This window comes from Gemmiger formicilis, assembly GCF_018784445.1.
GTDB lineage: Bacteria > Bacillota > Clostridia > Oscillospirales > Ruminococcaceae > Gemmiger.
Genome location: NZ_WQOH01000019.1, coordinates 24,421 through 44,785 on the forward strand (window position 1 = coordinate 24,421; position 20,365 = coordinate 44,785).

19 protein-coding genes are annotated in these 20,365 nt (G+C 60.3%); 9 read left to right on the forward strand and 10 right to left on the reverse strand.

Annotated elements, in window-relative coordinates:
* The first annotated feature begins 9 nt into the window (after positions 1 to 9).
* The 3 genes from GPK89_RS07930 (at position 10) to deoC (ending at position 3,105) form a co-directional block, all read left to right on the forward strand.
* On the forward strand, positions 10 to 1,443 hold the full coding sequence (locus tag GPK89_RS07930; RefSeq protein WP_215692342.1) for an HAD family hydrolase: 1,434 nt from the start codon (positions 10 to 12) through the stop codon (positions 1,441 to 1,443).
* Between the two features lie 66 nt (positions 1,444 to 1,509).
* Entirely contained in the window at positions 1,510 to 2,385 is an 876-nt protein-coding gene (locus GPK89_RS07935) for a YitT family protein (protein WP_308133092.1), read from the forward strand.
* Positions 2,386 to 2,424: 39 nt separating this feature from the next.
* The gene (gene deoC, locus GPK89_RS07940) at positions 2,425 to 3,105 is read left to right on the forward strand and encodes a deoxyribose-phosphate aldolase (RefSeq protein WP_215692343.1); all 681 of its coding nucleotides are present in this window, start codon (positions 2,425 to 2,427) and stop codon (positions 3,103 to 3,105) included.
* Positions 3,106 to 3,438: 333 nt separating this feature from the next.
* On the opposite strand, the gene GPK89_RS07945 is transcribed toward deoC, so the two are convergent.
* From GPK89_RS07945 to GPK89_RS07955, 3 genes are read right to left on the reverse strand one after another with little or no spacing between them, the layout of a single operon-like run.
* A complete protein-coding gene (locus GPK89_RS07945) occupies positions 3,439 to 5,520 on the reverse strand; it encodes a CocE/NonD family hydrolase (protein ID WP_215692344.1) in 2,082 nt (693 codons plus the stop codon).
* A gap of 22 nt (positions 5,521 to 5,542) precedes the next feature.
* A complete protein-coding gene (locus GPK89_RS07950; protein WP_215692345.1) occupies positions 5,543 to 6,712 on the reverse strand; it encodes a DUF819 domain-containing protein in 1,170 nt (389 codons plus the stop codon).
* 35 nt (positions 6,713 to 6,747) lie between these two features.
* Positions 6,748 to 7,821 carry a mandelate racemase/muconate lactonizing enzyme family protein gene (locus tag GPK89_RS07955; RefSeq protein ID WP_215692346.1) on the reverse strand — a complete coding sequence of 358 codons (1,074 nt, stop codon included), beginning with the start codon at positions 7,819 to 7,821 and terminating at the stop codon, positions 6,748 to 6,750.
* Between the two features lie 251 nt (positions 7,822 to 8,072).
* Between GPK89_RS07955 and GPK89_RS07960 the strand changes: the two genes are divergently transcribed.
* Complete coding sequence (locus GPK89_RS07960) at positions 8,073 to 8,663, forward strand: helix-turn-helix domain-containing protein (protein WP_215692347.1); 591 nt, start codon at positions 8,073 to 8,075, stop codon at positions 8,661 to 8,663.
* Between the two features lie 190 nt (positions 8,664 to 8,853).
* Here GPK89_RS07960 and GPK89_RS07965 read toward each other — a convergent pair whose 3' ends face one another.
* From GPK89_RS07965 to GPK89_RS07975, 3 genes are read right to left on the reverse strand one after another with little or no spacing between them, the layout of a single operon-like run.
* Positions 8,854 to 11,130, reverse strand: a complete 2,277-nt coding sequence (locus GPK89_RS07965; RefSeq protein ID WP_215692348.1) for a xanthine dehydrogenase family protein molybdopterin-binding subunit — start codon at positions 11,128 to 11,130, stop codon at positions 8,854 to 8,856.
* On the reverse strand, positions 11,127 to 11,597 hold the full coding sequence (locus GPK89_RS07970; protein WP_078784779.1) for a (2Fe-2S)-binding protein: 471 nt from the start codon (positions 11,595 to 11,597) through the stop codon (positions 11,127 to 11,129). The genes GPK89_RS07965 and GPK89_RS07970 overlap by 4 nt, the downstream gene beginning before the upstream one ends.
* A 12-nt stretch (positions 11,598 to 11,609) precedes the next feature.
* Positions 11,610 to 12,371 (reverse strand): FAD binding domain-containing protein, encoded by a 762-nt coding sequence (locus tag GPK89_RS07975; protein WP_215692349.1) that lies wholly within the window; start codon positions 12,369 to 12,371, stop codon positions 11,610 to 11,612.
* A gap of 146 nt (positions 12,372 to 12,517) precedes the next feature.
* On the opposite strand from GPK89_RS07975, the gene GPK89_RS07980 reads away from it, so the two are divergent.
* The 5 genes from GPK89_RS07980 to GPK89_RS16240 are packed head-to-tail and all read left to right on the forward strand — an operon-like array spanning position 12,518 to position 16,778.
* Positions 12,518 to 13,606: an ABC transporter substrate-binding protein gene (locus GPK89_RS07980; protein WP_215692350.1), complete on the forward strand. Its 1,089-nt coding sequence runs from the start codon at positions 12,518 to 12,520 to the stop codon at positions 13,604 to 13,606.
* Positions 13,599 to 14,582 (forward strand): FecCD family ABC transporter permease, encoded by a 984-nt coding sequence (locus GPK89_RS07985; RefSeq protein ID WP_215692351.1) that lies wholly within the window; start codon positions 13,599 to 13,601, stop codon positions 14,580 to 14,582. The genes GPK89_RS07980 and GPK89_RS07985 overlap by 8 nt, the downstream gene beginning before the upstream one ends.
* Entirely contained in the window at positions 14,579 to 15,391 is an 813-nt protein-coding gene (locus tag GPK89_RS07990) for an ABC transporter ATP-binding protein (protein ID WP_215692352.1), read from the forward strand. Before GPK89_RS07985 ends, GPK89_RS07990 begins: the two co-directional genes overlap by 4 nt.
* 9 nt (positions 15,392 to 15,400) lie before the next feature.
* Positions 15,401 to 15,742 (forward strand): winged helix-turn-helix domain-containing protein, encoded by a 342-nt coding sequence (locus GPK89_RS07995; protein ID WP_215692353.1) that lies wholly within the window; start codon positions 15,401 to 15,403, stop codon positions 15,740 to 15,742.
* Complete coding sequence (locus GPK89_RS16240; RefSeq protein ID WP_252261565.1) at positions 15,684 to 16,778, forward strand: NTP transferase domain-containing protein; 1,095 nt, start codon at positions 15,684 to 15,686, stop codon at positions 16,776 to 16,778. Before GPK89_RS07995 ends, GPK89_RS16240 begins: the two co-directional genes overlap by 59 nt.
* A 91-nt stretch (positions 16,779 to 16,869) precedes the next feature.
* On the opposite strand, the gene GPK89_RS08005 is transcribed toward GPK89_RS16240, so the two are convergent.
* Genes GPK89_RS08005 through GPK89_RS08020 form a run of 4 tightly spaced genes read right to left on the reverse strand, consistent with a single transcriptional unit; the run spans position 16,870 to position 20,263 of the window.
* Entirely contained in the window at positions 16,870 to 18,159 is a 1,290-nt protein-coding gene (locus GPK89_RS08005) for a polyhydroxyalkanoate depolymerase (protein WP_215692354.1), read from the reverse strand.
* Positions 18,119 to 18,583 (reverse strand): hypothetical protein, encoded by a 465-nt coding sequence (locus GPK89_RS08010; RefSeq protein ID WP_215692355.1) that lies wholly within the window; start codon positions 18,581 to 18,583, stop codon positions 18,119 to 18,121. The genes GPK89_RS08005 and GPK89_RS08010 overlap by 41 nt, the downstream gene beginning before the upstream one ends.
* Positions 18,583 to 19,389, reverse strand: coding sequence for a carbohydrate ABC transporter permease (locus tag GPK89_RS08015; RefSeq protein WP_200805180.1), 807 nt, complete (start codon positions 19,387 to 19,389; stop codon positions 18,583 to 18,585). The genes GPK89_RS08010 and GPK89_RS08015 overlap by 1 nt, the downstream gene beginning before the upstream one ends.
* Positions 19,382 to 20,263, reverse strand: coding sequence for a carbohydrate ABC transporter permease (locus GPK89_RS08020; RefSeq protein WP_215692356.1), 882 nt, complete (start codon positions 20,261 to 20,263; stop codon positions 19,382 to 19,384). Before GPK89_RS08020 ends, GPK89_RS08015 begins: the two co-directional genes overlap by 8 nt.
* Between the last annotated feature and the right edge of the window lie 102 nt (positions 20,264 to 20,365).

Below are 20,365 nucleotides of genomic sequence, written 5' to 3' on the forward strand. Positions count from 1 at the left end.
AGAAACGCCATGAAGCCGATCAAGGCAGTCATCTTTGATATGGACGGCGTGCTGATCGACAGTGAACCGGTCTACCTGCACCATCAGTATGCACATCTGAAGCCGTCCTACCCGTGGATCACCCTGGAAAGTATGTACCCGTTGGTGGGCATTTCCGGGCAGGAATATATGCCTTTTATGGCCAAGCTTTGCCGCCGTACCGACAATGCCGCATTCCGGCAGGAAATGGACGCCATGAACGCCGGCTGCCAGGTGTATTACCCGGATATTCTGCGCAAAGAGGTTCGCCCGCTGCTGCATGAATTAAAGCAAATGGGGCTGCAGGTAGCCCTTGCAAGCAGCAGCAGCCGGGAATGTATTGAGCAGGTCCTGACACAGTGCAAAATCCGGGAGTTGTTTGACTGTATCGTCAGCGGTCACGAATTTACCCACAGCAAGCCGGATCCTGAAATTTACCGTTTCACCATGGACAAGCTGAAACGCAGGCCGGAGGAGTGCCTGATCGTGGAGGACTCCACCTACGGTGTGCAGGCAGGTACGGCGGCGGGCGGCGTTGTGGCTGCCCTGCGTGACGAAAGATTCCCGTTTGACCAGCGTGCGGCGCAGCTGCATATCGACAGCCTTGCCGAGCTGCCTGCGCTGGCGGCGTGCGGCGGAAAAAGGATACGCGCAGCCTTCTTTGATGTGGACGGCACCCTGATTACCGTGGGCGGGCATCGGATGCCGCCCAGTGTAGCCCCGGCACTGCAGGCTTTACAGCGCAGCGGCGTGCAGGTATTTCTGTGTACCGGCCGCCATGCGTTGGAAATCGCGGAAGAAAACATGCTGCCCGGGATCACGGTTGACGGTGCTGTTTATATGAACGGCCAGCTCTGTGAGCTGCAGGGTCAGATCGTGCGGGAAACGCCCATTCCCGCCGGGGATTTGTCGGCCTTGAAGCAGTTTTTGCAGAAAAAGAACTGCAGCTGCATCTTTCTTGAAAAAGACAGGATGTACGCCAACTGCGTGGACTCCCGCATGGAGATTGAGCAGGCAAAAATCGGCACCGCCGTGCCGGCTGTGCGTGACATCTCCGATTTGGAAAACCGCCGCATATATCAGGTCATCCCCTTCGTGAACGAGGAGGAGGAAGAAGAACTGCTGCGGCAGATGCCCCACTGCCGGACAAAGCGCTGGGGGGATGCTGTGGTGGATCTGATGAGCCGAACCGGCGGCAAGGAAAACGGTATCCGTGCCCTGTGTGCGGCAATCGGTATCACCCCGGAGGAAACCATTGCCTTTGGAGATGCCGAAAACGATTTGGAAATGCTGCAGCTAGCCGGTATCGGCGTGGCAATGGGCAATGCCCTGCCGCAGGTGCGCGCCTGTGCCGATATGGTCACAGACACCGTGGAAAATGACGGCATCGCCCATGCACTCCGAAAATTAAAACTGATTGGATAAATGCAAAACGAGGAGCGCTTTCCCGCAAGAGAAGCTCCTCGTTTTCCAAAAAAGGGGCAGTGTTCTATGATGAAAGAAAAAGCGCAGACCCTTGTAACGGATCAGCTGTATAATCTGGTCGCAGGGTTTCTGTATGCCCTGAGCATCTGCTATTTTGCCAAGGGCGCCGACTTTGCACCCGGCGGGCTGTCGGGTCTGGCCTTGTTGGGCAACTATCTGTGGGGGTTCCCCATCGGCATCACAACGCTGGTGCTGAATGTGCCCCTGGTTCTGCTTGGTTTCCGCTTTGTGGGACGCGCCTTTCTGGGAAAAACGGTCATCAGTATGCTGTGGTGTACCTTTTTTCAGGATGTTGTCTTTGCAGACCAGCCCGGCTACGGCGGCGATCCGCTGCTGGCGGCACTGTTTGCGGGTATCACATGGGGCGGCGCGTTGGCGCTTTTGTATATGCGGGGTTCGTCCAGCGGCGGCACCGATTTTTTGACGATGTCGATCAAGGTGCTGCGCCCGCATCTGTCGGTTGGTGTTGTGACCGGTGCGATAGACCTTGTGGTCATCCTGTTGGGGTGGCCTGTGTTTGGTTCTGTCGATGCCGTTTTGTACGGTCTTGTCACAACGGCGGTCACATCGCTGGTTATCGATAAAATCATGTACGGCAGCAATGCCGGCAAAATGCTGACGATCATCACTACCAAGGGGCAGGAAATTGCGGACGAAATTTCCCGCCAATGTGAGCGCGGCTCAACGATGGTCAAAGCGGTGGGCACATACACCGGCACGGAGCGGCAGATGCTGCTCTGCGTCTGTGCCAGACCGCAGGTGTACCGCATCCGGGTGGCGGCTTACCGCATTGACCCCGGCTGTATGGTCATGGTGACAGAAACCGGCGAGGTCTACGGCGAAGGCTTCATCGACCCCGGCAAGACAGCATCGTTTTTGTAAAGGCTGCTGCCGCACACGAAAAGAAAGGAAAGATTTGTTATGAATCCTATTACGCCTGCCGAACTGGCAGCTTATTTTGACCACACCCAGCTGCGCGCTTATGCGCAGCGCAAGGATTTTGAAAAGCTCTGTGCAGAGGCTCGTGAGTACGGCTTTGCCATGGTGGCCATCAACCCGGCTCCGGTTTCTCTGTGCAAGGAACTGTTGGCGGGAACATCGGTCCATGTAGGGGCAGCGATTGGTTTCCCCTTGGGGCAGAGTACGCCCCAGGTCAAGAAATATGAAGCCGTAGATGCGATCGCCAATGGCGCGGATGAAATAGATTATGTCATCAACATTACGCAGCTGAAAGAGAAAAACTACGATTTCATTGAGCATGAGATGGCCGGCATTGTAGAAGAATGCCGCCGTGCAGGGGCGATCTCGAAGGTGATCTTTGAGAACTGCTACCTGACCGAGGAGGAAAAGCGTGCACTGTGTTCCATCGCGCGGGAGGTCCGCCCGGATTTCATAAAGACGTCTACGGGCTTTGGCACCGGCGGCGCAACCTTTGAGGATGTGGCGCTGATGAAAAAATGCGTCGGCGATGAGGTAAAGATCAAGGCGGCCGGCGGCATCCGCACTTTGGATACCGCTTTGCGTATGATCGAGCTTGGCGTATCCCGCATCGGCTCCACAGCCAGCGTCAGCATTGTAGAAGAACTGAAACACCGGTTATAAAAAGCGCCGGGGATGATCGGAACGGTCTGAACTGCAGAAAGCAAATAAGCACCACTAAGTTTAACTTGGTGGTGCTTATTGTTTTATTGGCTTTCTTTTTTGGTTTTATAACATTCTGTAATGTGATCCGGCAGCGTCATATTTTTCAGGTGATACCGCGTAAGTACTTTGCAGCAATCGTCAAGGCCTGGAACAGCCGGTTTCCCAGCTGAAACAGGAACATTTCTAACTCCCAGAACCAGAAAAGCCCCGGCCTTTTCTGGCCGAGGCTTGATGGTTGCGGAGCAGAATGTGATCTGTTCGCTTCCGCTGACAGGGAGGGCAATCCATAGCTTAGGGTTCCACCCGCACCGTCAGGCGGGAGGCGTGCAATCCACCGTGGTATACCCGGTTATGGGCCACCACGGTCCGGGCGGAAGCAAAACCTTCCCGGGTGTTGCTGTTGGGGAAGATGAAATTCTTGGCGCTAGAGGTGACGGTCACCCGGATGCGGTGGCCTTTCCGGAAGCAATTGGACAACTTGGTGGTGCGGATCTTCAGGCAGACGATCTCACCTTCCTGCAAAAACTCCGACCGGGCAAAGCCATTACGGTATCGGGCGCTGAGCAGGCCATCCGCCAGTTTGATGGACCGGCCGTTCTCATCCACGTCGGTAACACGCACCACAAAGTCGGTATCCGGCGCGTCAGAAGAAATATACAACTCCGCCGTCATATCACCGGTCAGAACCAGATTTTCCTTCAGCACAGGGGAGGTGTAGCACAGCAGGTCCTGACGCAGTTCCTCCCGGGTGTAGTCCTCTGGCACTTCGATCTCGTTCTCCGACATATCGATGATGTGCTGGGACGGATTTTCGGGGTCATAGGCGTAACCGTCGCAGTTTTCCCGCTCCGGCTTGGCAAAAGTCAACCGCCCGTCCCCGGCAGAGGTGTTGGCATGGCCATCACTATCCAGATACAGGTGGGTGACCCGGGTCTCGGGCACTGGCCAGTTTTCGGCGGTCTTCCATACCTCCTGGCCCAGGGTGTAGTATTCTACCGGGGCAGTCTGGTCGATGCCGTTGTCCACTTCCTTGAGGTGATGCTCAAACCATCGGAAATACAGCCAGTCCAGATCAAAGCGCAGCGCCTGGCTGCCGAAGGATACCCCGTGCATGTCGTACTTACTATTGCCGCTGTGCTGCCAGGGTCCCAGAATGACCTTGCGTATGCCCCGAGGGAAGTTATGGACCAGTTCCAGGGCTTCGGTGGTACCCATGCCGTTGTCGTCAAACCAGCCGGACTGAATCAGCGCCGGGATCTGCGCCCCGACGGAGCGTTCCTGCCAGTTGGACATACGCCAGAAATCGTTGTAGTCACTGGGTTCCAGCCATCGTGTGATGAAGGGCACATCGTACCCCAGAGCCTTTTTCGGCAGGTCGGTCAGGGGGCGGATGTTCAGCACTTTCTCCCAGTCATCGCGTTCCATCAGCTCAGGGTGGAAGGTTTTCTGAGACACCGCAAAGGCCCAAGCCAGCATACCCGAGGTGAAAGACCCACCCCGGCGGGGCAGATCCACAAAGGAGCTGCCCGCGCAGACTACGCTGATCAGAGCTTTCAGGTGGGGGTTGCCGCTAGCAGCTGCCGCCCACTGTACATAGCCCAGGTAGGACCCGCCCACCATACCGATGCGTCCGCTGCACCATGGCTGGGCGGCGATCCAGTTCAGAGTATCGTCGCCGTCCTCCACCTCGTGGTAGTTGGGCAGCCATTCGCCTTCACTGGCGTTTCGGCCGCGCACATCCTGTACTACCACCGCGTAGCCGCGCTGGACGTAACGGTAGTATACCTCACAGCCGTCCTCTTTGCCGTAGGGGGTGCGTACCAGCACTGCGGGCACCGGGGTACTGCAGTTTTTAGGCAGGTATACGTCGGTGGAAAGATGTACCCCGTCCCGCATGGGCACTGGGAAGGTCTGCGCATGTTCTACCGGGAACAACTGTTCCTCCGGCCAGGTCGAGCGCCACAGGCGCAGGATGGTCTCCTCCTCGGCACCGGGTTCCACCAGCACCGTGACCATCTCCCGGGCAGGGCAGGTGACGGCGATCAGCCGCCCTTCTTTCATCTGTTTGTTGTTGGGGAATTTTACATCCCGCTGCAGGTAGCTGCAGCCGTCTTCGCTGGTGTAGCGCTCGCCGCACAGGGAAACTTCCCCGGTGCCATGCAGCCCCGTCTCGTAATGGGACAGGTTCTGCCCTAGGGCGGCAAAGTCTATCTTCACAAAGAAACGGTAAAAACCCCGGTCCTGTTCAGTCAGGTCCTGCCAGTCCAGCAGCACGCCGGTATGCACGTCCAGTTTCTGGATCTGGGGTGTGCCGTCGCCCAGCCGCAGTCTGCCGTACAGGATGCCTGAAACATATAAGTCAAAATTACGCATTTCCGTTTCTCCCGTTTTCCGTTTAGGCGCCGATGAAAGCACGGATGGCATAGGCTACACCGATGCCCACATAGTTGCCCAGGGCACCGGCCAGTACGCCCATGAGCAAGCCGATGTTGATAAGGATCTTCCACTGGGCGCTGGAGGCGATGAGGGCGGCGGTGGGGCCATCTGAGATACAGCCCACGATGGACAGCAGCACATACTCAAAACGGACTTTCAGCAGCCGGGTGATGAGCAGGTGCAGCAGAATGGAACAGGCGATGACACAGAAGCAGAACAGGGTGATGTAGAAGGTAGATCCGAAGAACTGCTTCAGGTCCACCGCAAAGCCGATGGTCACCAGGAACAGCACCGCTATGAAAAGGCCCAGGTCAAAGTTGCCGCGCAGCTTGCGGACGGCCGGCACCTGTGCCAGGATGATGGAGAAGGTGGTGATGAGCAGGATGCGGCCTGCACTGCGGAACCCTTCTCCGAATACCATCGAGGAGATGCTGGTGGCAGCCCACACGGTGCCAAAGCCGATGGCCAGCAACCAGGCGATTTCCTGGATGGACCATTCCTTGGAGGTCATCAGTTCCTCGTGGTTGCCATCCCCCAGCAGCTCCGACTCGCTCATATCATAGGGCCACAGCTTTTTCAGCCATTTGGAACTCTTGTACAGGGCGGGGGTAGCAAACATCAGGATCAGCGTGGGGATGCCCACCACATAGTCGGCGGCATTGGCCGAGGCGATGGTGTTCTTGCTGGCATCCAGGCCTACAGCGATGGCGGTCAGGTTGGAACTGCCGCCGGTGTAGGTGCCCACGAACATACCGGCCACCTTCCAGCCCTCGTCGATTTTGTTGGCGAACAGTACGCCGAACACCAAAGCTGCCACGCAGACGCTGAATATGGCCGAGGCCAACGCAATGACCGGTTCCTTGGATAATTTGCGCATCTGTTTCAGGTCCAGGCTCAGCAGGCAGATGGAAACGGACAACGGCACACAGTAGCCGCTGATGGCATCATAGGTAGGGCTGGAGGTAGGCACGATCCGCAGGTTGGACATCACGATGCCCATGACGATAACCGTCAGGGCCGGGCCCAGTGTTTTGAACACCTTGAACCGCTGCAGCCAGAATCCCAGTGCAACCGTGGCGACCATAATGAACAGGAGCGCGCCTTCGGAGGAAAAAATCGTATTCGCCATAATATACCTTTCTATACCTCTCTGCGGGGTCCCGCTTAAAAATCAATATCGATGCCAAGGCCCGGTTTGTCGGACAGGGTGTAGACGCCGCCATTCACGGCAAAACCGCCGGGCATACCCATCTCGGGGTCAACGGCGTACATAAAGCTGTCGCAGTCCGCCTCGGTGATGTTCTGCTTGGCGGCAACCAGACTAACACCGGCAGCAATGGCCACCTTGGTCTCCAGCATGCAGCCCACCATGCACTGTACATGGTTTGCCTCAGCAATGGCGTTGATCTTTTCCGCCGGGTACAGGCCGCCGCACTTCATCAGTTTGATGTTGATAATGTCTGCAGCATCGATCTTGCAGGCCTTTGCTGCGTCGATGGGGGTGTGGACCGACTCATCCAGCATGACCTTCAAGTCCACCTTGGAACGCACAAAGCGCATACCGTCCAGATCCCAGCTGGGCAGGCACTGTTCCACCGCTTCCACGCCCAACTCTTCAAAGGCTTTCAGGGTGCGCACCGCATCGCTGACCGTGTAACCCTGGTTGGCGTCCACACGCAGGCGGATATTGGGGCCCACCGCCTGACGGATCAGGGTCAATGCCCGGATATCCTCGATCGGGTTGATGCCGGCCTTGATTTTCAGAATGGTGAAGCCATCCTTTTCCACCCGTTCCCGGGCTTCGGCGGCCATGGCTTCCGGTGTGTCAATGCCCACCGTCATGTCAGTGACGATCTGGTTCACGCTGCCGCCCAGCACCTTGTACAGAGGCTGACCCATCAGTTTGCCCTTGATATCGTACAGGGCAATATCCACCGCGGCCTTTGCCGAGGTGTTGCCTGACAGCAGGCGGTCCATCATCCTATGGATGCCCTCAACATCCAGCGGATCCATGCCGATCAATCCGGTGCGGAACAGTTTCAGCGCTTCCAGAACGGTGGCTGCGCTCTCGCCGGTCACCGGTTCAAAGGGCGCGGCCTCACCGATGCCCCACAGACCTTCGTCGGTGGAGATCTTCACCAGCACATTCAGCGAATGATCCTGTACCGCAAAAGCAATACGGAAGGGCTTTTTCATGGGGATACGGATGGTTTCTACCTTTACGTCTGTGATTTTCATAGGGTTCCTCCTGCACAATAATTTTTAAAATTTTAACAATTTTTTATAAATTTTACTATTTCTAAAATTTTTGTCAAGAGCTTTTCTGTTTTTTTCACATTTTTCAGAACATTTTGTAGGATAAGCAAGAAATTGTCTGGTTTTCTTTGTAAAAAATTTTATAAATATCGAATATTTTCTTGCTTATTTACGTACAGGGCATTTTGTGATATACTGTAAATAAATCTTTTTACGAAAAAGCGGGAGGTCTTATGCTGGGCGAACAGGTTCGAAATATTCGGAAAAAGCGGGGAATCACCCTCAAGGAACTGGCCGAAAAGACTGGTTTGTCCATCGGGTATATCTCCCAAATCGAGCGCAATCTCACCGACCCGTCCCTGTCCACCCTGCGCAAACTCAGCGCCGCTCTGGACATCCCCACCTATCTGTTTATGGGAGGTGAGAGCGGCACTGGCCTGACAACCCGTCAGGCGGATATGATGATCCTCTCCCAGCCCAATTCCAATATACGGTATCATCTGCTTACGCCCATGCCCAACGGAGATTTTGTACCTCAGTCGTTGGTCATACGCTTTGAGCTGGAACCCCACTGCAAGGACGGCGACCTGCCGGTGATCCATCCCAGTGAGGAAATTCTGCTGCTGGAACAGGGGCAGCTGGATGTACTGGTGGAGTCCGAGACTACCCGCCTGAACGCCGGAGACACCACTGTGGTGCAGTCCAACCTGCCCCACATCGTTTCCAACCCCGGGGATACCACAGCGGTGGGGCTGGCTGTGTTCACCCCTGCCATTTGGTTTCCCAACAACCGGCGCAGTTTTAACCGCGGTGGCGAAACCTGAATCTTCGCACCGGCTTGGCGCAGCAGCGCGTTTTCCGGGAAGGTTTTTCACAGACAAACGGGCACGGACGAGCAATGCTCGCCCCTACAAGAGTTTTTTTGCAGCCTGAAAAAAAATTGCAAGCCGGCGATCTGCTGGCTTGCAATTTTTTTATCCCCCGCAGAGGGTCTTTTTCGCCGTTCCCTGTCTTTTACTGCCCGGCCAGCGCAATCTGCTCGCGGGTGATGGGCAGCTCATAGAACCGCTTGTGGGTGGCGTGGTAGATCGCATCGGCCACGGCGGGCAGCGGGGTGTTGATGACCACCTCGCCGATGCTCTTGGCACCGAAGGGGCCGGTGCCCTCGTAGCTGCTCTCAAATACGACATGGATATGCCCGATGTCGTTGCGCGCCGGGATCTTGTACTGCATCAGCGAGTTTTCCTGCGGCATGCCGCGGTCATCGTAGGTGACATTCTCGGTCAGCGCCATACCGATGCCCTGCAGGATGCCGCCCTCGGCCTGCACCCGCGCAAGGTTCGGGTTGACCGGTGTGCCGCAGTCAACGGCCGCCTCATAGCGGATGACCTGCGCCTCGCCGGTTTCCAGATCGACCTCGACCTCGGCCGCGCCCACCATGAACGGCGGGGGCGAGATCTCCGAGCTGTGGGTCACGACTGCCTCCAGCGCCGTATTGCTGCCGCACTGGGAGGCTGCGGCGATCTGCGCCAGCGTGGCGCGCTGCGTGCCGTCCTCGCTTGTCACGGCATCGCCCGCAAAGACGACCGCACGCTCATCAAGGCCCAGCAGCCCCGCGCCGACCTGACAGATCTTCTGCTTGAGCTGCTCGGCGCACTGCTCAACCGCCTTGCCGGTGACATAGGTCGTGCTGGATGCGTAGGAGCCGGAATCGTAGGGCGAGGAATCGGTGTCCGCGCCGAGGACCGTCACATTGTCGAGCGGGCAGTCCAGCACCTCGGCGGCAATCTGCGCCAGAATCGTGTCGCAGCCGGTGCCCATGTCGGCCGCACCAATCGAGAGGGTATAGAACCCGTCATCGTTGATCTTCAGGCTGGCGCTGCCCACATCCACACTCGTGATGCCGGAGCCCTGCATCGCCATGCCCATGCCCACGGCGCGCACCTTGCCGTTGCCCATATCGCGCACAGGGTATTTTTCGTCCCAGCCGATGTTGTCATGCACGGCCTGCAGGCAGCGGTCCAGCGCGCAGCTGGTGTTGACCTGCCCGTAGTAGGCGGGCATCACATCGCCCTCATGGACGATGTTGCGCTGGCGGATCACAAACGGGTCGATGCCCAGCTTGTCGGCCAGCTCATTGACGGCGGACTCCACCGCAAACAGGCCCTGGGTCGCACCGTAGCCGCGGTAAGCGCCCGCGGACATGTGGTTCGTGTAGACGACATCGCTGACAAAGCGGAACGCTTCGGCCTTGCCGTAGAGCGGGATGGATTTGTGGCCGGACAGGCCCACCGTTGTAGGGCCATGCTCGCCGTAAGCACCGGTGTTGGACAGGGTGTAGAGGTCGATGCCCCTGACGATGCCGTCCTTTGTCGCACCAAGGCGGACATGCAGCTCCATCTCATGGCGCGGGGTGGAGGCGATCTGGCTCTCGTACCGGCTGAAGATGATCTTGCTGGGCTTTTTGGTTTTCCATGTCACAAAGGCGGGGTAGACCTCGCAGACCGAGGTCTGCTTGGCGCCGAAGCCGCCGCCGATGCGGGGCTTGGCCACCCGGATCATCGACTTGGGGATGTGCAGCGCATTGGCCAGGATCCGGCGGCAGTGGAAAACGATCTGGGTCGAGCTGAGGACATTCAGCCGCCCGTAGGCATCTATGCTGCAGTAGGTGCGGAAGGTCTCCATCATGGCCTGCTGGCAGGCGCGGGTGTGGTATGTATGGTCGATGACGACATCGCACCCCGCCAGCACCGCCTCAATATCGCCCGCCCCGCTCTCATCGTGGGCGCAGAGGTTGCGCTTGTTGTCGGCCCCGACCGGTGCCAGCGACTCCCAGTTTTCCTCCGGGTGGACAAGGACGGGGTTGTCCAGTGCCGTGTGGTAGTCCAGCACGGCGGGCAGGACCTCATACTGGACCTTGATAAGCTTCATCGCCTTATCGACGCATTTTTCATCCTTGCCGGCCAAAATTGCGACAACATCCCCCGCAAAGCGGACATGGCGGTCGATGACAAGCCGGTCATAGGGGCTCGGCTCGGGGTAGGTCTGGCCCGCCTGGGTGTAGCGGCGGCCCTGCTGGTCCACATCCTTCCATGTGTAGATCGCCTCGATGCCCGGCACCAGCAGGGCGCGGCTCGTGTCGATCTCCTGCACGATGGCGTTGGCATGGGGGGAGCGCAGCAGCTTGACGATCAGGCAGTCCTGCGGGATGACATCATCCATGTAGACGGGCTGGCCGGTCACAAGCTGCATGGCGTCCTTTTTGCGCATGGACTGGTTCACGGTTTTCATTGGGCAGCCTCCTTCCCCTTTTTCCACGCTAAAAAGTTCAAAATGCCCCGCAGCTGGCCCTCATAGCCGGAGCAGCGGCAGAGGTTGCCGGCCAGATACTCCTTGATTTCGTCCTCGCCGGGGTCGGGGTTTTCCCGGAAAAGCGCCAGCGCGTTCATAATAAAGCCCGGGTTGCAGAAGCCGCACTGCTCCGCACCCTGATCGGCGATAAAGGCGCCGAACTCGGCAGCCTCCTCCTGCAGCCCCTCCAGCGTGGTGACGCTGCGGCCGTTGACCCGCGCCGCCAGCACCGAGCAGGACAGCACCGGCTTTTCATCGAGAAAAACCGTGCAAAGGCCGCAGTTGGCGGTCTCGCAGCCGCGCTTGACGCTCTTGCAGCCGAGGCTGCGCACAAGGTCCAGCAGCACGGTGTCAGCCGCGATTTCGGCGGTGACTTTTTTATGATTTAAGGTAAATGTGATCTGCATGGTATACCTCCGTCAATTTTCCAGCGCGGCCACGGCACGCCGGACCAGCACACCGGTCAGGTGGGTGCGGTACTCGGCACTGCCGCGCAGGTTGCTGCCGGTCTTGACGGCTGCCTGCACGGCGGCGGGCAGCTGCGCCGGGTCGCAGTCCGGCGTGACAAGCACGGCCTTCATCGGGCGCGCGCCGATGGCAAAGCGGTACTGCCCCTGCGCCGTGCGGGCGGCCGCACAGGTCAGGATCGGGAAATCGGTCTGGGTCGCGCGCACCGACTGGTACTGCACCTTCAGCCCCGGCGTCTTGCGCAGGCAGATGTGGGTCAGAATATCGCGGTCATAGGGCATCGCAGCAAACTGCGCCAGCGGCATCCGGCCCGCCCTGTACAGCTCGACCTCGCAGTCCAGCGCCAAAAACAGCGTCAGCACATCGGAAAAGCCGAACCGGCCATAGATGCTGCCGCCCACCGTGGCGCAGTTGCGGAACTGCACGCCGACAATGTGGCGCACAGCCTCCCGCACAGCCCCCGCGGTGTAGGCGTTCAGGGCGGCGTTCGTTTCCAGATCGCGCAGCGTTGCCATAGCGCCGATGATGATCTCGGTGTCAGTCTCCTCGATCGTATCCAGCCCCAAGGCCGACAGGTCGATGGCCGTGCCGACATTGATCTTTTCCATCTTGAGCCAGAGCATACCGCCCAGCACGCGGTTGGGCTTTTTCTGGTTCAGCTGCCATGCCTCCTCCAGCGTGGCGGGGCGGGCATATTCGCGTATCGTCATCATGGGTCAATCTCCGTTTTTTCTGTTTTGGGCGAAAAAATCACACTTTTCGTGGATAGGTACTTTTATTCTACCATAAAATCTGGTATAATACCGTTGTTGTTTTAAAAATACAACGATATTTTTTATTGTATGAGGGAAGAAGATCCATGAAAATGACCAAAATGACCGCCCTGCTGCTGGCCGCCGCCATGGCGCTGACCGCCTGCGGCAGTACCGCCGCCGTAAGCAGCGAGGCCGCCGCCTCCGCCACCGCTGCACCCGAGGTCACCGCCAGCCCCGAGGAGGCTGCCGTTGAACCCGCCGCCGAGACCGCCGTCACCTACCCGCTGACCGTCACTGACCAGCTGGGCCGCGAGGTCACCATCGAGACCGAGCCCAAGACGCTGGCCAGCGGCTACTACATCTCCACCAGCCTGCTCATCGCCCTCGGCGTGCAGGACGAGCTGGTCGGCGTCGAGGCCAAGGCCGACAAGCGCACGATCTACAGCCTCTCCGCCCCCGAGCTGCAGAGCCTGCCCAGCATCGGCACCGCCAAGGAGTTTGACCTTGAGGGCTGCGCCGCGCTGACCCCCGACCTTGTCATCGTGCCCGCCAAGCTGAAAGATTCCATTCCCCAGATGGAGGAGCTGGGCCTGACCGTGCTGGCCGTCAAGCCGGAGGATCAGGACAAGCTGTACGGCGCCATCGACCTGCTGGCTCAGGCCACCAACACCGTTGCCCGCGGTGAGGAGCTGAAGTCCGCGATCGAGGACAACCTGCTCAGCCTGCACGAGGCCATCGGCGATGCCGAGGCCCCCACCGTCTACATGGCCGGCAACAGCTCTGTGCTGCAGACCGCCGGCCCCGCCATGTACCAGAACTATATGATCGAGAACGCCGGCGGTCTCAACGCTGCCGCCAGTGTTGAGGACACCTACTGGGCCGATGTCTCCTATGAGCAGGTGCTGGACTGGGACCCCGACTACATCATTCTGGCGTCCGATGCCGACTATGATGTCGATTCCGTCCTGAACGATGCCGCATTGGCCGACTGCACCGCCGTCAGGGAGGGCCATGTCTACCAGCTGCCCCACGCCATCGAGGCTGTGGACTCCCCCGTGCCCGGCAGCTTCCTGGGCAGCGTCTATCTGGGCAGCGTGCTGCATCCCGAGCAGGTGAGCGAGCAGTTCTACCATGACTGCGCCGATGCATTCTACACGACCTACTACGGCTTCACCCCTGCCTCCTATGAATAACCGCAAGCGCACGGCGCTGTGCCTTCTGGGCGCAGCGCTCTGCGTTTTTATGACTTTTGGTGCGGCCCTTGCGCTGGGCCGCTACCCCATAACACCGGCGGCGCTGCTGGCCGGCGATGCCATGGCAGTGCGCACCTTCACCGTGCTGCGGCTGCCCCGCGCCGTTATGGCGCTGATCGGCGGCTTTGGGCTGGGGGCGGCCGGCTTTGTCTACCAGACCGTATTCCGCAACCCGCTGGCAAGCCCCGACATCATCGGCGTCTCCTCGGGGGCCAGTGTCGGCGCGGCGTTCGCCATCCTGTTCGTTTCGTCAGGGGCGCTGTCCACCACGGTCTGTGCCTTTGCGGGCGGGCTGGCGGCGGTGTTCCTCTCGCTGGGGCTGGCCGCTGCCGCGCCGGGGCGCAGCAAAATGTCGCTGGTGCTGGCGGGCATCGCCGTCCACGCGCTGGCCCAGACGCTGCTGATGCTGCTCAAGCTAACCGCCGACCCCGAGAAGGAGCTGGCCAGCATCGAGTATTGGATCATGGGCAGTCTGGCCGCCGTGACCCGCAGCCGGGTGTGGTTCCCGGTGCCGGTCGTGCTGGTCTGCTGCGCGGCGATCTTTGCGCTGCACCGGCAGGCGCTGCTGCTCTCGATCGAGGAGGGCGAGGCCCGGCTGCTCGGCGTGCGGGTGGGTGCGATGCGCCTGCTGCTGCTGACGCTTGCCACCATGACGGTCGCTGCCGTTGTCAGCGTGACGGGGCTTATCAGCTTTGTCGGGCTGCTGGCCCCCCACAGCGCCCGGCTGCTGGCGGGGCACAACCGGCACTCGGCCTGCCTGCTGAGCGGGCTGCTGGGCAGCGCCCTGCTGCTGGCAGCCGACACGCTGGCCAAGACGGCAGCCTCCACCGAGCTGCCGGTCAGCATCTTTACCTCGCTGCTGGGCGTGCCGTTTCTGCTTTATCTGATCCTGCGGCCAGGGAGGGATGCGTCATGATGCCACAAACCACGCCCCCGCCCGTGGGGCTTTGCGTGCAGGACCTCACCGTACGGTACGGCACAGCGGCCGTGCTGCAAGGGGTCAGCTTTTCTGTCCCTGTGTCCGGGCAGCTGATCGGGCTGCTGGGGGTGAACGGCAGCGGCAAGACCACGCTGCTCAAGGCGGCCGCCGGGCTGCTGCCCCACACCGGGCAGTGCCTTCTGGACGGCGTCCCGCTGGAGAGTCTGTCCACCCGCAGGCTTGCGCAGACCGTAAGCTATATCCCGCAGCAGAGCGGCATCTCGGTCTCGCTCTCGGCGCGCGAGGTCGTGCTTATGGGCTTCAACCCGCGGCTGGGGGTCCTGCAAAGCCCCACCGCCGCCATGCGCGCCGCTGCGGACGAGGCCCTGCGCACCGTAGGTCTGGCCGACAAGGCCGGGCAGGACTACCTGACGCTGAGCGGCGGCGAGAAGCAGCTCTGTATTCTGGCGCGCACGATTGCCGAGGATGCGCCGCTGCTCTTGCTGGACGAGCCGGACAGTGCGCTTGACCTTGCGAACCGCAGCCGGATGACCGCGCTGCTGGCGCAGCTGGTCCACACCGGCGGCAAGACCGCGCTGGTCTGCCTGCACGACCCCGCGCTGGCGCTGGACAGCTGTGATATACTGGTGGTATTGCAGGGCGGCGGGGTCGCGGCGGTGCTGCACCCCAAAACCGACCCGCCTGCCGTGCTGCAGGCAGCCCTTGCCGCCGTGTATGGCCCGCTGGAGCTGCTGCCCGTTACCGACTGCCGGGGCCGACGCCGTCTGGCCCTGCTGCCGCTGTGAGGTGATACCATGAAACCTGCTTTGCGCGTGATGCTCTGCGATGATGCAGGCGAACGCTTTTTTGGCGAGGGGCCCTGCCGCCTGCTCCACCTGATCGAGGAGACCGGCTCGCTGCGCAGCGCAGCGGCGCAGATGGGGCTTTCCTACTCCAAGGCGCTGCGGCTTGTGCAGCACGCCGAAAAAGAACTGGGCTTTGCCCTGACCTGCAAGACCATCGGCGGGCGGGGCGGCGGCGGCAGCACCCTGACCGCCGAGGCCCGCCAATTTTTAGAAAGGTATGAGGCCTACCGTGATGCCTGTGTACAGACCAGCCGCGAGCTCTATTCTGCGTTCTTTCCTAGCCAGCGGTAAGCGCCACTTGCTGCTGACCGGCGGGCGCGGCAGCGGCAAAACAACGCTGCTGCGCGCACTTATGCCATCCCTCTGCCCCGATGCCCCGATGCTTCTCACCGCTGCCGTCCCGGGCAGATGGGTCGAGATGCGCGATACAGCCGCCGGGGCAGCGGCGGTCATCGGCCGGTTTGATGCCGCCCTGCCCCCCGGTGAAAACCGGATGCGCCCCGTGCCGGCCGGCTTTGCCGCCGTGGGGCTGCCCGCCCTGCAGCGGATGGCGGCGGCCGGCGGCTGGGCCGTGCTGGACGAGCTTGGCTATCTGGAGAGCGGCTGCGCGGATTTTCAACAAAGCGTGCTGGATATGTTGAAGGTCTGCCGCGTTCTCGCGGTGATCCGCAAGCAGGACACCCCGTTCCTGCGCGCGCTCTGCGCCGACCCGGACGCCTTTGTGTACGATCTGGACTGCCCTGTGCCGCCGCTGGGCTGCATCGTCATGGCCTCGGGGCTGGGGCGGCGGTTCGGCGGCAACAAGCTGATGGCCGAGCTGAACGGCCGGCCGCTGGCTGCCCATGCGCTGGCGCTGGCCGCCGCGCCGGTGTTTGCCGGGCGCATTGCCGTGACCCGCTCGGCCGAGGTCGAGGCCCTCTGCCGTGCAGGGGGCTTCCCCGTGCTGCGCCATGCCGAGCCACGCCGCAGCGATACGGTGCGCCTTGGCCTGACCGCGCTGCTGGCGCAGCAGCCCGACCTGCAGGGGTGTGTGTTTCTGCCGGGGGACCAGCCCTGCCTGACCCGCCAGACGCTGGAGGCGCTGGCGATCGGTGCCGCGCCGGACACGATCCGGCGGCCGGCCGCACCCGACGGCACACCGGGCAGCCCTGTGCTGTTCGGCCGGGATTATTTTGCTGCCCTCCTTCACCTGCCGGAGGGCAGCGGCGGCAGCGCCGTGCTGCGCGCCCACCCGCAGGCGATCCGCCTGCTGCCCACCCCCGCCGCCGAGCTGCGGGACATCGACACCCGCAGCGACCTAGAGGCGCTGCGCGGGGGCAAGGGGTAAATGCCGCATTTTTGCTTTATCGCCCGCCGTTTTTCCACAAAGGAGCGCCCCGGATGTTGAAACTCTCAGCATCCGGGGCGCTTCTTTATTCTTATTCTTTTTCCGGCAGGGGGATCACCGTGTTGTCCCGCTCGGTATAGCTGCCGCCGCCCATGCGGGGGCGGACAAAGGGGACGCCGCCACGGACATAGAAGGTGTTCTCCTCTATCCGTGCGTCCGGGTTTTCGGAGGGGCTGATCGTGCCGCCCAGATCGTCATAGCTGACATTGCGGCGGAAGGTGTTGTGAATAGCCTCCTGCAGGCAGAACATCACGCAGCCGCCCTCGTTCATGCGGCTGCAATTGTACTCATACACCGTGCCGTCGCCGGAGTCGGCATCGTAGGCCATGCCGTCCTGATTGAGCCGCGTGTCAACGGCTTCGTTGCAGCGCAGCAGCGCATCCTTGCACTTCCACGGCCAGATGGCGGCGGCCACCTTGCCCATGCGATTGCCCGGCTCCCGATAAACACGGTCGTTCATCTCGCAGGCGACGGAGTCTGCCGTGTTGTGCTCGACCAGCGGGCGCAGGGCGTACATGACCGTCAGGCCGTCGCCGCCCGCCGCTTTCACGTAGTTATCACGGAGAACGACATTCTCGTGACCGTACTGCAGAAAGGTTTTTTCTGCCAGCTCGGCACCCTGGAACTGCGCATGGGCGTAGGTATACCCCACCGCGATCCCCCAGCGGCTGACGCGGGCCACATAGCAGCCCTCGACCAGCACATCGGCAAAGCGTGCCGCGCCGGTGGCGGTCTCATCTGCGGGCTGCAAGGCGGTCATGTAAATGCCGCCGTTGTTCATGTGCTTGTCGTACACGTTGCCGTGTACATCATGGATCAGCAGGTTTTGCAGTGTGATGCCGCAGCGCGTGCCCCTGTCCTTCGCAACCACAGCCACGCCGGTGCGCTCCAGCTTATCCGGCTGGGAATATTGCTCGCCGATGACAGCGTCGGCGCAGTTCGTCAGTTCCAGATCACGCACCGTGACATAGGCTGCATCATACAGCAGCACGGCGGAGGATACATACCCGCGGTACACATGGGTGGGTGCGTCCAGTGCGCAGCCATAGTCCTGATACCAAAGCCCCTGCCCGTCGGCGTCAATGCGCGGCGCGGGCCCCTCGCCATAGGCGGCAATCGTGATGGGGCTGTCTTTTTTGCCGCAGCAGCGCAGGTGCAGGAACTGCTTTTCAAACACGCTGCCGCATTTCAGCAGCACCGTGTCACCGGGGGCCAGGGCCAGCCGGTTGACGGCAAACAGTGTGGCCAGCGGTTTTTCCGGCGTCAGGCCGTCGTTGGTGTCACGGCCTGTCTGCGGGTCCACGTAATAGGTCTTGCACAAGGCTGTCGTACACCTCCTCCCGCATCCGCTTTTCGATGATTTGCTTTACTTCCTCATAGGGGAAGCTGTCGCCGGCGTACCGCGTGAACAGATCCGGATTCGCGTCATACCAGGCGCGGGTCTGTGCATCGGTGAAATCCGGGCAGATACCCAGCGCACGGATCTTTTCGCACGGCTCCGCGAAATCCAGCTTGAAGCGGGTCAGCTCATATTGCAGGTAGGCAGGGGCAGAGAAGCGCCGCGTGCCGTACACGGGCTTGCCGTCCTGCTCCGCTCTTTCCGCCTGCGCGTTTTTGGCTGCCCGGCGGCGTTCCAGCGCCTCGGGGCTGTCGTCGTCGATCAGCCCCCAGCGCTTTGCCAGCGTCAGGCAGGCTTTGGCGTGACGCCACTGCTCCGGCGTCAGGCAGTAGGTTCGTTCGTCCATCACTTGACTGCACCCGTGATGCCGTTGGCAAAGCTCTTCTGCAGGCAGAGGAAGATGATTGCGGTGGGCAGCGTGCAGATCAGAACGCCCAGCATCAGCATACCGTAGTCCACACTGTAGCCGCTCTTGAGGTTTGCGACCAGCATCGGCATTGTGATGGATGCGTTGCTTTGGAATACGACCTTCGGCCAGAGGTAGCTGTTCCATGCGTTCATAAACGTGACAGTCATCGCCGCGCCGTAGGTAGAGCGCATGATGGGGACAAACATCCGAAAGAAGATGCCGATCTCGCTCAAACCGTCGAGACGCGCCGCTTCAATAATGTCATTGGGGAAGGAACGCGATGCCTGCCGGAACAGCATGATCATAAACGGTGTCGAGATGGACGGCAGCACGAACGCCGCCCAGCTGTTGACAAGCCCCCAGTGGGACATCATCTTGAACAGGGGGATCATAATGGCCACGAACGGCAGCATCATCGCCAGCAGCAGAACGCTCATCAGCGCGTCCTTCGCCTTATCGTGGTAAATTTCAAAGCCGTAGCCCGCGATTGAGCAGACCAGCAGCGTGATGAGTGTCATCAGGATGGCGTTGCGGAAGGAGTTTGCCATGGCCAGCCCCAGATTCTGGTTGGCAACCAACGACTTGAAGTTTTCTACCAGATAGGTGCCGGGGATCAGCTTGCCGCGCACAACATCAATGCTGGTGTTCGTCGCGCCGCACAGCATATAGTACAGCGGGAACACAGACAGGAAGCTGGCCAAAATCAGCACAGCGTGCGCCAGAATCTTTTTACCCTTAGTCACGCTTATCACCTACTTTCATCTGGATGGCAGACAGCACTGCCACGACCACAAGGATAAACACCGACAGCGCCGCCGCATAGTTGAACTTGGGCGTCTCGACAAACGAGATGTTATAAATATAGTGGGTCAGTGTCATGGTCGCCTTGCCGGGACCGCCCGCTGTCAGGTTGACGGACTCATCAAACAGCTGCAGCGTGCCGGAGGTGGACATGATGGCAGTCAGCAGGATGGTGGGCTTCAGCAGGGGGATCGTCAGGTGAACAAACTGCTGGAGCGGGGAAGCGCCGTCGATGCGGGCCGCCTCGTAGATCGAGTAGTCGATGTTTTGCAAACCGGCAAGATAAAAGACCATGTTGTAGCCGGTCCAGCGCCAGACCAGCGCAATAACGATGACCCAGCGTGCCGCCCATGCGTTCTGGAACCAATCCACTGTGGGGATGCCCACGGTGGACAGCACCCGGTTGACCAGACCATCGTTGGCAAACAGGGATTTGAAAATCATCGAGTAGGAGACAAGCGACGTGGCGCAGGGCAGGAAAATCATCGTGCGGTAGATGCCCTTGCCCTTGATGTTCGGGCTGTTGAGCAGCTGCGCCAGGATCAATGCCAGGATCAGCATAATGGGCACCTGGATCACAAAATAGAAAATCGTGTTAAACAGGCACTGCTGGAACGTGGCATCCTTTAAAATGCGCACGTAGTTGGCAAAGCCCGCAGGCTGTACAGCGCTGCCGGTGCCTTTCTGGAACGAAAGGATCAGCGCCTGCACCATGGGGTAAAAGCAGAATACAAATATCAGGAGTGCTGCCGGCAGCAGGAAGGCCCAACCCGTCAGGCTGCGCTTCTGCTCCATATTCAGTCCTTTTTTCTTCATCGTAGTGTCTCCTATTTTGCCACAAAAGCAAGGGCGCGGCTTGCAGCGGACGTATCAGATGCAAACCGTGCCCTTGGCAAATTCTCAGTTGTAACCGGACAC